We start from the raw sequence: 11,740 nt of genomic DNA, 5'->3' as shown, positions 1-11,740 counted from the left end.
CCCGCAGGGCGTAGCGGTCGCGCCGGGGCATGTCGGGACGCGCCGCCGCCACCCGCATGTTGCGGATCGCATCCTCGGCGCGGCGGCGGTGGAGCGCCCAGAGCGCCCGCGTGCCGGGGTCGTCGGAGCCGATCGCCAGCGTGTCGACGATCGCATGGGCGGGCGCGTGCCCGATCCCGGAATCCCGGTCGATCCGTCCCAGAACCTCCGCGCGCGTGGGGCGGGGCAAGCGGACGAAGGGCCAGAACGATGCCGCCAGCAGAAGAACGAAGAGCCCGACACCGACCATTCGCGCGGTCCGCCCGAGATCGAGCCAAGCCCCGAGCCAGGAAATTGTGAGGAAGACGAGCACGACCGCGATCGGCAGCCACGCGAGCGGCCACACCCGTTCGATCGCGAGCGCCCTCCCGGCGCGCACGACCAACTCCCGAAAGCGGGACACGGTCTGGCTTGGGGCGGGCATACCGCCCGGGCCGTCGCTCATCCCATCCGTCTCCTCGTGAAGCGCGACATCCCGACGAAGCTAGCATGACGCCGGGACGTGGCCAGCGATGATTGACCTAACGACGCGAGGATGAGGGCGAAACGCGTTCACAAGATGACGAGGACGGAAGGGGGAGGCACCCTCAGGCACCAACAAAGGCAACGGGGCTTGTCTGTTTCAGGACAGCCAGCCGGGCAGCCGATCGAGCCCGATGAGGTCGTCGTAGGTCTGCCTTGGACGCACGACGGCGTGGCCGCCGTTCCTGACCATGATCTCGGGGATCAACAGGCGGGTGTTGTAGGTGTTGGCGGTCACGGCCCCGTAGGCGCCGGTGGTCATGATGGCGATGAGATCGCCCGCCTTGACGGCCGGCAGGTCCCGCGACAGGGCGAGATAATCGCCGGTTTCGCAGACCGGGCCGACGATGTCGCCAACCAGCCGTTCGGTCGCCGGACCGGGCTCGATCACCGGTTTGATGTCGTGGTAGGCGTCATAAAGGGTCGGACGGATCAGGTCGTTCATGGCCGCGTCCACGATCACGAAGGATTTGTCGGCGCCCTCCTTCACGTAGATCACCCGGGTCACGAGGATGCCGGCATTGCCGGCGATCAGGCGGCCCATCTCGAAGACGAGCTTGAGACCGAGATTGTCGGTGTGGCGCTTGATGATGGTCGCATAGGCCTGCGGATCCGGCGGCGGTTCGTTGTCGGTGCGATAGGGGATGCCGAGGCCGCCGCCGAGATCGATGTGGCGCAGATGGTGGCCGTCCGCCATCAGGTCCCGCGCCAGCTCCGCCAGAAGAGCCGTAGCGTTGTCGAAGGGCTCCAGATCGACGATCTGGCTGCCGATATGCATGTCGACGCCCGTGACCTCGATGCCGGGCAGGCTTGCTGCGCGCGTGTAGACATCGCGCGCGCGGGCGATCGGGATGCCGAACTTGTTCTCGGATTTTCCGGTCGAAATCTTCTTGTGGGTCTTGGCATCCACATCCGGATTGATGCGGATCGAAATCGGGGCGCGCACCCCTTTGGAAACGGCGACTTCGGACAATGCTTCCAACTCGGGCTCGGATTCCACGTTGAAGCACAGGATGCCGCTGTCAAGCGCGAAAGCCATTTCGCAGCGGGTCTTCCCGACGCCCGAAAACACGATGCGTTCCCCCGGCACCCCGGCCGCGAGGGCCCGGCGCAGTTCGCCCTCCGACACGATGTCCATACCGGCGCCGAGTTCGCCGAGCGTCCGCAGCACCGCCTGGTTGGAATTGGCCTTCACCGCATAGCAGACGAGGGCGTCGCGGTCGGCAAAAGCCTCGGCGAAGACGCGATAATGTCGCTCCAGCGTCGCCGACGAATAGCAATAGAACGGCGTGCCCACCTCATCGGCGATCCGACGCAGATCCACGTCCTCGGCGTGCAGGACGCCGTCGCGATAGGCAAAGTGATGCATGGCTGCGCCTTAGAGAATCGGGTCGAGAATGAACGGGGTCTTCGGCACGGTGACGGGCCGGTTCGATGTCTTGCGCGGGGTCCCTACGGGGGACGGCAAGGCGCCCTGCGATGCGCCCGTCCCGTCCACGCCCTGTTGGGCAGGCGCCGCGTTGGGATCGGGCGGCGCCTCGAGGGCGCCGCGGCGGCCGCAGGCGGAAAGACCGAGGATGACAAGGCCCGCGACCAGAAGGACACGGGAGAACGCGAGGCTGGACGACATCAGATGCTCCGAAACTTGGCCGCACCATAACGACATCCGGGCGGCGATGCGAGGGGCCAAAGCGCGTCAGGCGAATTCCACGACCTTCAATTCAGGAACAGGCGCAAGCGGAGCAGCGGCCTGAATTGCGAAGTGGATCGGGGTGGTTGGATTGACGCAGGGGGAACCAATTACAACCCCGAATGTTATCCGGTAGCTGTCAGGGTATAATGATTCGAAACAACTCGTCCTATCAGCTGATTTTTTATCCATTAGAGACATCAAGGAGTCTTTCGATGCCGCTATTCAACCAAGCTCTGCAACTCTACGTATTCGAAGGAACCGAGGCCGGAGCCTTCACGATGCCAGCTGCCGCCGGGGCTGCCAACGTCCTTGGCAACGATTTGGACAATACCATCACCGGCAACGCCTTCGATAATATCCTGGCTGGGGGCGTCGGGCCGACACCCTCGCCGGCGGATCAGGCAACGATACTTATTCGGTGGATAACGCCGGCGATAGCATTACCGAACTTGCCGATGGAGGCACGGATCGCGTGCTGGCATCGCTCGATTTTTCCCTGGTCACCGTCGCGAACGTGGAGAATTTGACCCTGGCTACGGGTGCCGGCCTGATCGCCGGAACCGGCAACGCTCTGAATAATGTCATCATCGGCAATGAATCCGCCAACATCCTGACGGGTGGAATCGGCAACGACTCGCTGTCCGGCGGCGATAGAGATGATGAGCTTTTGGGAGGTGTCGGAAGCGATAGGCTCGATGGCGGACTTGGCGTCGACCAGATGACCGGCGGGAGTGGGCGACGTATATGTCGTAGACGCGGCAAATGAGACGCTCGTGGAGGTCGTCAATGAAGGAAACGACACGGTTCTCGCGTCCTTAACCCATACCCTTCAGAACAACTTCGAAAATCTCGTCCTTTCCGGAACCGGCAATTTTGCCGGGACAGGCAATACGCTCGACAACAGCCTGACGGGAAATTCGGGGAGCAATACGCTTATTGGCCTCGACGGAAACGACACGCTCGACGGCGGTGCCGGTGCCGACCGACTCGAAGGCGGTGGAGGCAACGACACCTATGTGATCGACAACGCGGGAGATGTCATCGTCGACACAGCCGGCACGGACACGATTATCTCCGCCTTGGCAAATACGGTTCTGGCTTCCGGCCTTGAGAACCTTCGCGCCGCTTCTGGGGCGGCGTCCATCAATCTCACCGGCAACGGGGTCGCGAACACATTGACCGGAAACGCTGGGGCGAACATTCTCGATGGCGCTGCCGGAGGAGATCAACTGATCGGAGGCGCCGGCAATGATACATACATCGTGGACAATGCCCTCGATGTCGTCGATGAGAGTGCCGCCGGAGGCGTGGATATCGTTCGCACCAGTGTCGGATATACGCTTGCGACCGCAGCCGAGGTTGAATTTCTGCTCGCGGCCTCGCCGCTCAGCCAGACCGGTCTCACCCTGGTCGGTTCGAACACCGCCAACACCATTGAGGCCACCGCGGGTCGGGATATCCTGACAGGGCTGGGGGGCGACGATATCCTCAAGGGCGGGCTCGGAAGCGATGTTCTGCGCGGCGGGCTTGGCAACGATACGTACGTATTCGACACCAGGTTATCACGGACCAACATCGACCGCGTCCTGGATTTCAATGTCAGGGATGACACCTTCGAACTCGAGAACAGGTTCATGGCGAAGCTCGGCAAGGCCGGCAAACTCGGCTCCAACGCCTTCCACGTCGGCGCCAATGCGGGGGACGCTCAGGATCGCGTTCTCTACGACAAGGCGACGGGTGTCCTTTCCTTCGACGCCGACGGCACGGGGCGGGGCGGCGAAGTTGTCATTGCCCAGCTGGCCCGGGGCCTTAACCTGAAAGCAGGCGACTTCTTCGTCATCTGATCCCGATGATCGGACGACCCCGGCGCACCTTGTGTGCCGGGGTCTCCCTTGCAAAACGTGGACCTAGGCTGCGCCACGTGATCGTGATGAAGTTCGTTGGTCGCTCAGCGTTTGTTCGCTTGAGGCTTGGGCCAAAACACGGCACATCCCCGCCATGTCGATCCTTTCCCGCTCCCGCATGATCCCGGTTGCTCTCGTTCTCGTCCTTGGCGCGGCCGCCGGGTTCTACATTCTGCATACAAGGGGTGCTGCGCCGCCCGAGACCGGCGAATGCCGCGCCTCGGCGGGCCTGTCCGAGCGGCTCAAGCCCCTGGCAAGGGGCGAAGTCGCCGCGTTGGCCCTCAATGCGGCCCCCAAGCCGCCGCCGGTCGTGGCCTTCAAAGACGCCGATGACCGCCCCCGCGAGCTTGCGGATTTCAAGGGGCGGACGGTGCTCGTCAACCTTTGGGCGACCTGGTGCGTGCCCTGTCGCGAGGAGATGCCGGCGCTGGACAAGCTGCAGGCCGAGTTCGGCGGCCCGGGCTTCGAGGTCGTGGCGATCAATGTCGACACGCGCAACCCGGAGAAACCCAAGGCCTGGCTACAGCAGAACGGCATCCGGAACCTCGCCTATTATGCGGATCCGAGCGGGAAGCTCCTGCAAGTCCTGCAGAAATCGGGACATGCGGTCGGATTGCCGACAACGATGCTGCTCGATTCATCGGGGTGCGAGATCGCGCTTCTCAAAGGCCCCGCCGAATGGGCCTCGCCGGATGCCGTCGCGTTCATCAGAGAGGCCGTAAGGCCCTAGCGGTCGGCAATGGTCGCGTCCGGCACTCCGATTTTTCCTGAAAATCCGGCTTTGGCGAGGCGCCAAGGCCGGTCCATCGCCGAGCGGGCCTTGCCCCTTTCGAGCCGCCGCGGCGTCCCGTCCGCCAGAATTTCGTCGATCACGATGAAGCCCAAGGCCTGCAGCATCACCGCCACCATCTTGGTGGCGACGTCGTCGGCCGGAAGCGCAAGGGAGCCGGCTGTGTATATCCGCTCGAGAATGGTCTTCGGCGGCGCAGCGGCGTTGCGAGAGTCCCGCCGTTTCAGCGGGATGACATTCTTGCGCTCTTCGATCATTGCAAAAACCCCCGGCCCCGGCGCCGCATCATGAGAACGTGCGGCTTTGTTGCACCGGGACGAAACATTGTGCGGGGAGGCGGGGCGTTTGCCCATGGGAAGCGATGTCGCGGGCAATGCCGGCCGAACACAAAAAAGGCGGAGCCTTGCCCCGCCTTCGATCGCCCTGCCGACGCCTGTCTCAGACCGTCTGCTTGATCGCGATTCCCTTGTCGACGAAGAGTTGCTGCAACTCGCCCGCCTGGAACATCTCGCGGGTGATGTCGCAGCCTCCGACGAATTCGCCTTTCACGTAGAGCTGGGGAATGGTCGGCCAGCTCGAATATTCCTTGATTCCCTGGCGGATGCCCTCGTCATCGAGGACGTTTACGCCTTTGTACGGCACGCCGAGATACCCAAGGATCTGCACCACCTGGCCCGAGAAGCCGCACATGGGGAACTGGGGCGTGCCCTTCATGAACAGCACCACATCGTTGGACTTTACTTCGTTGTCGATCGCCTGGCGGGCATCGGTCATCTTTCTCTCCTGTTCCGCGGCGTTCAAGGCGCCGGGTCTCGATCCTAATTGTCGGGTGTGAGCGTGGTGAGCGCAAGGGCGTGCAGGACGCCTCCCATCCGACCCTGCAGCGCCCCATAGACCATCTGGTGCTGCTGGACGCGCGATTTTCCCTTGAACGCGAGGGACGTCACGGTCGCGGCGTAGTGATCGCCGTCTCCGGCGAGGTCCCTGATCTCGACGACGGCGTCGGGGATCGCCGCCTTAATCAGGGTTTCGATGTCGGTTGCATTCATTGGCATGGATCTAACGTCCTCAGGCCTTGCCGGCCATGTAATCCGGAAACCAGGATTCGTGAGCGGTCTTCAGCGCCGAGACCGATATGGCTTGCTCGCCGGGGAGAATCAACGCGGCTCCTCCGGTCATTCCGAGAAGGGCCGCCGGGACGTCGATCGCTGCTGCCTCGTAGAGAATGTCGGCAGCTGCGTCCTGCGGCACCGCCAGCACGTAGCGTCCCTGGTCTTCTCCGAACAGGAAGGCGTGACGGGGAAGGCCTTCTTGTTCGGCGCTGATCGAGGCGCCGATGCCGCCCGCCATCGCCATTTCGGCGAGCGTGAGCGCAAGGCCGCCATCGGAGCAATCGTGGACGGTATCGACCTGTCCCGAGCGGATGAGCTGACGCACGAAATCGCCGTGGCGACGTTCGAGATCGAGGTCGACCGGTGGCGGCGCGCCTTCTTCGCGGCCGCAGATATCGGCGAGATAGATCGATTGTCCGAGCCAGCCTTCCGTCTCGCCGATGAGGATGATCGCGTCGCCCTCTCGCTTGAAGGCGACCGAGGCGTTGACCGTCACGTCGTCCAGAACGCCGACGCCGCCGATGGCGGGGGTGGGCAGGATGCCCTGGCCGTTGGTCTCGTTGTAGAGAGACACGTTGCCCGACACGACGGGGAAGTCGAGGGCGCGGCAGGCCTCGCCGATACCGCGCACGCAATCGACGAACTGGCCCATGACTTCCGGGCGCGCCGGACTGCCGAAGTTCAGGTTGTCGGTGATGGCGAGCGGCACGCCGCCCACCGCCGTGATGTTGCGCCAGGCCTCCGCCACGGCCTGCTTGCCGCCCTCGAAGGGGTCGGCTTCGCAATAGCGAGGGTTGACGTCGGTGGTGAGAGCCAGGCCCTTCGGCCCGTTCTCGACGCGCACGATGGCCGCGTCGCCGCCGGGCATCTGCACGGTGTTGCCGAGGATCAGGTGGTCGTATTGCTCCCAGACCCACCGTCGCGAGCTCTGGTCGGGCGAGCCGACGAGCTTCAGAAGGGCATCCGCATCCGACATCGGCGCCACGACACTCTCGGGGGCGAGCACCGGTTTGGCGGGGGTCGTCACGTGCGGGCGGTCATAGAGCGGCGCTTCGTCCCCCATCTCCTTGATCGGGAGATCGGCCATCACCTCGCCGTGGTGCTTGACGACGAACCGGAGCGTATCGGTGGTCTTTCCGATGATCGCGAAATCGAGGCCCCATTTGACGAAGATCGCCTCGGCCTCTTTCTCCATGCCGGGTTTGAGCACCATGAGCATGCGCTCCTGGCTCTCCGACAACATCATCTCGTAGGCGGTCATTCCCTCTTCGCGGCACGGCACCTTGTCGAGGTCGAGCTCGACGCCGAGATTGCCCTTGGCGCCCATCTCGACGGCCGAACTGGTGAGCCCCGCCGCGCCCATGTCCTGGATGGCGATGACGGCGCCGGATTTCATGAGTTCGAGGCAGGCTTCGAGCAGCAGCTTCTCGGCGAAAGGATCGCCCACCTGCACGGTCGGGCGCTTTTCGTCCGACGCATCGTCGAATTCGGCTGAGGCCATGGTGGCGCCGTGGATGCCGTCGCGGCCGGTCTTCGAGCCGAGATAGACGATCGGATTCCCGACGCCGGTCGCGGCCGCGTAGAAGATCTCATTGGAGCGCGCGAGGCCCACTGCCATGGCGTTGACGAGGATGTTGCCGTTGTAACGGGGATGGAATCCGACACTGCCGCCCACCGTCGGCACGCCAAAGGAATTGCCGTAGCCGCCGATGCCCGCGACAACCCCCGAGACGAGGTGCGGGGTCTTGGGATGATCCGGCTCGCCGAAGCGGAGGAAATTGAGGCAGGCGATGGGGCGCGCGCCCATGGTGAAGACGTCGCGCAGGATGCCCCCGACGCCGGTGGTCGCGCCCTGATAGGGCTCAATGAATGACGGATGGTTGTGGCTTTCCATCTTGAACACGCAGGCGAGCCCGTCGCCGATATCGATCACGCCCGCATTCTCGCCCGGTCCCTGGATGACCCAAGGGGCCTTGGTGGGCAATCCGCGCAGGTGCAGGCGCGAGGATTTGTACGAGCAATGCTCGTTCCACATGGCCGAGACGATGCCGAGTTCGGTGAGGGTGGGCGTGCGGCCGATCAGGTCGACGAAGCGCTGATATTCGTCAGGGGTCAGCCCATGCTCCTTGACCAGATCCGGGGTGATGGCGACGTCGTTGCGGATCATCGGGGCTCTCGCTTTTTTGCTCAGCCAGCGGGCCGGGCGGTTGGGCAATCAGGTGGCCTCATTCGAGGTGGGCTTCAACCCGATCCGAAAGAGGCGGGGAGCGTCGTCCCCGGTCTTGCATTCAAGCCGCTTTCGCGGCGCTCGACACGAGGCTCTCGAACAGGCCGCGGCCGTCGGTGCCGCCAACGAGATTTTCGATGAGATTCTCGGGATGGGGCATCATGCCCAGCACGTTGAGCTTCTCGGAATAGATGCCCGCGATGGCGTTCATCGAACCGTTGCGATTGGCGTCGTCCGTCACCTCGCCGCGCGCATCGCAATAGCGGAACGCCACGAGCCCGTCGCCTTCCAGGCGGCGGAGGGTCTCCTGATCGGCGGTATAATTGCCTTCGCCATGGGCCACGCAAACGTCGATGGCCTGTCCCTTCGCGTAGCGCCTGGTAAACGCCGTGTCGTTTCGCTCGACGCGCAGGAACTGCCGGTGGCAGATGAATTTCAGGTTGGCGTTTCGCATCAGGATGCCCGGCAGCAGCCCGGATTCGCACAGGATCTGGAAACCATTGCAGATGCCCAGCACCAATCCGCCCCGCGCCGCATGGGCCCGCACCGCATCCATCACCGTCGCCCGGCCCGCGATGGCGCCGCAGCGCAGGTAATCGCCATAGGAAAAGCCGCCGGGCAGCACGACGAGATCGGTGCCGGAGGGCAGGGCGGTCTCGGCATGCCAGACCTTCTCGACCGTTGATCCCGCCTGCGCGAGGGCCCGCATGACATCGCCTTCGCGATTGGAGCCCGGGAATACGACGATTGCGGATTTCATGGCTGCCTCACGCAATCTCGACGCGATAATTCTCAATTACCGTATTGGCCAAAAGCTTCTCGCACGCGGCCTTGAGTGTGCTTTCGGCCTTGGCCTTGTCGGTCGTTCCCAGTTCGATGTCGAAAACCTTGCCCTGGCGGACGCCGTCGATTCCCTCGACGCCGAGGGATTTCAACGCGCCCTCGATGGCCTTGCCCTGGGGATCGAGAACGCCGTTCTTGAGGGTCACGGTGACACGGGCTTTCATGGGATCCTCGGGCTGTTGTCTGATCGCCAACGGCTTAGCGGGATTGGGTCCAAGACACAACGTCTCAGGGCGCCAATTCATGCCCGGCGACCTGCCGCACGGTCGTCAGAACGGCGTCGCGATCGTCGCCGATAACGAGGACTAGTTTCAGGGTGTCGCCCGAGCGGCGTCCCAGCGTTGCCCCATAGGCCGGAGCCTTCCCGCCGTCGGACGGCGCGAGGCGGATCGCGAAGCCCTGGGAGGCCGGCCCGTCGAGGCGCGCGGTCGAGACGATCGTCTGGACCTTGCGATGGGCTTCGGCTTTCCGGAGCGCTTGCGCGAGGCGGGACGGGTCTTTGAGCAGGCCTTCTGAGATCGCCGCATCCGGGCCCTTCAGGTCGATCACGCTCACGACCAGGCCGGGGCGGCATTCCGGCGGCGCGCAGAAGGCCAAGGCGTGAGGCTCGGCGCGATCCTCGGCCAGCCATTTCCGCAAGGGAAGCGCCTCCCACGGAGCGCCCGGCGGCACCCCTTCGACGGGCCGGGGAATATAGCCACAGGCCGAAAGCGCGAGAATAACGAGCCCAAACGACAATGCCCGGCGAAAAGCCGGGCCGGGAGCGCCCAGCCCAAACGACAATGCCCGGCGGAAAGCCGGGCCGAGAGCGCCCAGCCCAAACGACAATGCCCGGCGGAAAGCCGGGCATTGGATCGTCAATCGGGCCTGCCGTAACGTCACTGCACGAGGCGTGGGCCGCCCAGATTGGGCTTCTCGTTCTCGGACATGATGCCGAGGCGGCGCGCGACCTCCGTATAGGCCTCGACGAGGCCGCCCATGTCACGGCGGAAGCGGTCCTTGTCGAGCTTGTCCTTGGACTTGATGTCCCAGAGGCGGCACGAATCGGGCGAGATCTCGTCGGCGACGACGATCCGCATCATGTCGCCCTCATACAGGCGGCCGGTTTCCATCTTGAAATCGACGAGGCGGATGCCGACGCCGAGGAAGATGCCGGACAGGAAGTCGTTGACGCGGATGGCGAGCGCCATGATGTCGTCGATCTCCTGCGGGGTCGCCCAGCCGAAGGCCGTGATGTGCTCCTCCGAGACCATCGGATCGTTGAGTGCATCGTTCTTGTAATAGAATTCGATGATCGAACGCGGCAGCTGGGTGCCTTCCTCGATTCCGAGCCGGGTCGACAGGGAGCCAGCCGCGACGTTGCGCACCACCACCTCGAGGGGGATGATCTCGACTTCGCGGATGAGCTGCTCGCGCATGTTGAGGCGGCGGATGAAGTGCGTGGGAACGCCGATATCGTTCAGATTCTGGAAGATGTATTCCGAAATCCGGTTGTTGAGCACGCCTTTGCCGTCGATCACTTCATGCTTCTTGGCATTGAAGGCGGTCGCGTCATCCTTGAAGTGCTGGATGAGCGTACCTGGCTCCGGACCTTCATAGAGGACCTTCGCCTTGCCCTCATAGATGCGGCGGCGACGATTCATAGGCGTATACCGTGGTTTGAGGAAATCCATTGCCGTGGCTCCTGGTGGTGAGGGGATCCGCAGCTGGCGCGGGCACGATCGGGATCGTCCCCGGCTCGCGCGCAACCTATCCGATCCCACCTCCAAGCACAACGCAGCAACGACGCCGCAGGCGAGGAAGCGCGCGGATCGCCGCGAAAGAGAATTTTCACAGGGGTCCGGCTCTGGCGGTTGGGGTCCGGCGCCTTTATATCGCCAGAACACACCATTGAAAGGAACGCCCATGTCCGGTTTCGACGAGCGCAAGGATGCCTTCGAGAAGAAGTTCGCTCACGATCAGGAACTTCGGTTCAAGGCGACGGCTCGCCGCAACAAGCTCTTCGGCCTATGGGTGGCCGAACGGCTCGGCAAAACCGGCGCGGACGCGGACGCCTACGCCAAGACCGTCGTGCTCGCGGATTTCGAGGAGGCCGGGGATGCGGACGTCCTGCGCAAGGTGCAGGCCGACCTGACGGCTGCTGGCCAGCAGGTCAGCGACACCGAGCTTGCGAACGCCCTCAATGCGCGGATGCAGCAGGCGGTCGACGAGATCCAGGCCGGACGCTGATCCTTCCCATTGGTCCCGACCGGCGCCGCCGCCGGTTGATCCTTCATTGACGCTCAGGACGTGCCGATGCCCCGATTTTCGAACCTCCCGGACCGGCTCAATGCCGGTTCCCCGGCGCTTGCCGCATGGTGCGGCCTGCCGGACCCTACGGTGTCGGCCGTCCTTGCCCACGAAGCGTTCGACGCGGTCGTGCTGGATATGCAGCACAGTGCGATCGACTACAGCGTGGCCGTCAGGGCGATCCCCCTCATCGCGGCGGCGGGGAAGCCCGCCATCGTGCGCATCCCCGTCGGCGAATTCGCCACGGCGTCGCGAATCCTCGATGCGGGCGCCAGCGGCGTCATCGCGCCGATGGTCAATACGGTGGCTGACGCCCATCTC

At 64.1% G+C, this 11,740-nt stretch carries 16 protein-coding genes; 5 read left to right on the top strand and 11 right to left on the bottom strand.

Features of this window, described 5'->3' with window-relative positions; translation table 11 throughout:
- The 3 genes from AC1DVM_RS20370 to lptM all read right to left on the bottom strand — a co-directional run.
- The coding region (locus AC1DVM_RS20370; protein ID WP_477257479.1) for a DUF4175 family protein at positions 1–484 on the bottom strand (484 nt) is incomplete at its 3' end.
- Positions 485–661: 177 nt separating this feature from the next.
- Positions 662–1,930 carry a diaminopimelate decarboxylase gene (gene lysA, locus AC1DVM_RS20365; protein WP_477257477.1) on the bottom strand — a complete coding sequence of 423 codons (1,269 nt, stop codon included), beginning with the start codon at positions 1,928–1,930 and terminating at the stop codon, positions 662–664.
- Positions 1,931–1,939: 9 nt separating this feature from the next.
- Complete coding sequence (lptM, locus tag AC1DVM_RS20360; protein WP_477257475.1) at positions 1,940–2,191, bottom strand: LPS translocon maturation chaperone LptM; 252 nt, start codon at positions 2,189–2,191, stop codon at positions 1,940–1,942.
- Between the two features lie 481 nt (positions 2,192–2,672).
- On the opposite strand from lptM, the gene AC1DVM_RS20355 reads away from it, so the two are divergent.
- From AC1DVM_RS20355 to tlpA, 3 genes are all read left to right on the top strand, one after another.
- Complete coding sequence (locus AC1DVM_RS20355; protein ID WP_477257473.1) at positions 2,673–3,020, top strand: calcium-binding protein; 348 nt, start codon at positions 2,673–2,675, stop codon at positions 3,018–3,020.
- Between the two features lie 7 nt (positions 3,021–3,027).
- Positions 3,028–4,098 carry a calcium-binding protein gene (locus AC1DVM_RS20350; RefSeq protein WP_477257471.1) on the top strand — a complete coding sequence of 357 codons (1,071 nt, stop codon included), beginning with the start codon at positions 3,028–3,030 and terminating at the stop codon, positions 4,096–4,098.
- Between the two features lie 154 nt (positions 4,099–4,252).
- Positions 4,253–4,888, top strand: a complete 636-nt coding sequence (tlpA, locus tag AC1DVM_RS20345) for a thiol:disulfide interchange protein TlpA (protein WP_477257469.1) — start codon at positions 4,253–4,255, stop codon at positions 4,886–4,888.
- Here the strand turns inward: tlpA and AC1DVM_RS20340 are convergent.
- The 8 genes from AC1DVM_RS20340 to purC all read right to left on the bottom strand — a co-directional run bounded on the left by AC1DVM_RS20340 (position 4,885) and on the right by purC (position 10,803).
- Positions 4,885–5,205, bottom strand: a complete 321-nt coding sequence (locus tag AC1DVM_RS20340) for a hypothetical protein (protein WP_477257467.1) — start codon at positions 5,203–5,205, stop codon at positions 4,885–4,887. The two genes, tlpA and AC1DVM_RS20340, sit on opposite strands and share 4 nt — an antisense overlap.
- Positions 5,206–5,386: 181 nt before the next feature.
- Complete coding sequence (grxD, locus tag AC1DVM_RS20335; RefSeq protein WP_477257465.1) at positions 5,387–5,722, bottom strand: Grx4 family monothiol glutaredoxin; 336 nt, start codon at positions 5,720–5,722, stop codon at positions 5,387–5,389.
- A 44-nt stretch (positions 5,723–5,766) separates the two neighbouring features.
- Positions 5,767–6,003, bottom strand: a complete 237-nt coding sequence (locus tag AC1DVM_RS20330; RefSeq protein WP_477257463.1) for a BolA family protein — start codon at positions 6,001–6,003, stop codon at positions 5,767–5,769.
- A 13-nt stretch (positions 6,004–6,016) separates the two neighbouring features.
- The gene (gene purL, locus AC1DVM_RS20325) at positions 6,017–8,227 is read right to left on the bottom strand and encodes a phosphoribosylformylglycinamidine synthase subunit PurL (protein ID WP_477257461.1); all 2,211 of its coding nucleotides are present in this window, start codon (positions 8,225–8,227) and stop codon (positions 6,017–6,019) included.
- A gap of 121 nt (positions 8,228–8,348) precedes the next feature.
- Complete coding sequence (gene purQ, locus AC1DVM_RS20320) at positions 8,349–9,047, bottom strand: phosphoribosylformylglycinamidine synthase subunit PurQ (protein WP_477257459.1); 699 nt, start codon at positions 9,045–9,047, stop codon at positions 8,349–8,351.
- A 7-nt stretch (positions 9,048–9,054) separates the two neighbouring features.
- Complete coding sequence (gene purS, locus AC1DVM_RS20315; RefSeq protein ID WP_477257457.1) at positions 9,055–9,294, bottom strand: phosphoribosylformylglycinamidine synthase subunit PurS; 240 nt, start codon at positions 9,292–9,294, stop codon at positions 9,055–9,057.
- A 64-nt stretch (positions 9,295–9,358) separates the two neighbouring features.
- A complete protein-coding gene (locus AC1DVM_RS20310) occupies positions 9,359–9,991 on the bottom strand; it encodes a hypothetical protein (protein WP_477257456.1) in 633 nt (210 codons plus the stop codon).
- Between the two features lie 17 nt (positions 9,992–10,008).
- Positions 10,009–10,803: a phosphoribosylaminoimidazolesuccinocarboxamide synthase gene (gene purC / locus AC1DVM_RS20305; protein ID WP_477257454.1), complete on the bottom strand. Its 795-nt coding sequence runs from the start codon at positions 10,801–10,803 to the stop codon at positions 10,009–10,011.
- A gap of 232 nt (positions 10,804–11,035) precedes the next feature.
- Between purC and AC1DVM_RS20300 the strand changes: the two genes are divergently transcribed.
- Both AC1DVM_RS20300 and AC1DVM_RS20295 read left to right on the top strand, forming a co-directional pair.
- Positions 11,036–11,359, top strand: coding sequence for a DUF1476 domain-containing protein (locus AC1DVM_RS20300; RefSeq protein ID WP_477257452.1), 324 nt, complete (start codon positions 11,036–11,038; stop codon positions 11,357–11,359).
- Between the two features lie 66 nt (positions 11,360–11,425).
- A partial coding sequence (locus AC1DVM_RS20295) for an aldolase/citrate lyase family protein (RefSeq protein ID WP_477257450.1) occupies positions 11,426–11,740 on the top strand: 315 nt, incomplete at its 3' end.

Source organism: Microvirga sp. P4_A5, from assembly GCF_056402495.1.
The sequence above is the reverse complement of the archived record's forward strand: the minus strand, read 5'-3'. Positions and strand labels throughout refer to the sequence as shown.

Coding starts and splice junctions, on each gene's coding strand:
- purL (WP_477257461.1), bottom strand. CDS start 8,227: ATGATCCGCAACGACGTCGCCATCACCCCGGATCTGGTCAAGGAGCAT.
- AC1DVM_RS20330 (WP_477257463.1), bottom strand. CDS start 6,003: ATGCCAATGAATGCAACCGACATCGAAACCCTGATTAAGGCGGCGATC.
- grxD (WP_477257465.1), bottom strand. CDS start 5,722: ATGACCGATGCCCGCCAGGCGATCGACAACGAAGTAAAGTCCAACGAT.
- tlpA (WP_477257469.1), top strand. CDS start 4,253: ATGTCGATCCTTTCCCGCTCCCGCATGATCCCGGTTGCTCTCGTTCTC.
- purS (WP_477257457.1), bottom strand. CDS start 9,294: ATGAAAGCCCGTGTCACCGTGACCCTCAAGAACGGCGTTCTCGATCCC.
- purQ (WP_477257459.1), bottom strand. CDS start 9,047: ATGAAATCCGCAATCGTCGTATTCCCGGGCTCCAATCGCGAAGGCGAT.
- purC (WP_477257454.1), bottom strand. CDS start 10,803: ATGGATTTCCTCAAACCACGGTATACGCCTATGAATCGTCGCCGCCGC.
- AC1DVM_RS20340 (WP_477257467.1), bottom strand. CDS start 5,205: ATGATCGAAGAGCGCAAGAATGTCATCCCGCTGAAACGGCGGGACTCT.
- lptM (WP_477257475.1), bottom strand. CDS start 2,191: ATGTCGTCCAGCCTCGCGTTCTCCCGTGTCCTTCTGGTCGCGGGCCTT.
- lysA (WP_477257477.1), bottom strand. CDS start 1,930: ATGCATCACTTTGCCTATCGCGACGGCGTCCTGCACGCCGAGGACGTG.
- AC1DVM_RS20300 (WP_477257452.1), top strand. CDS start 11,036: ATGTCCGGTTTCGACGAGCGCAAGGATGCCTTCGAGAAGAAGTTCGCT.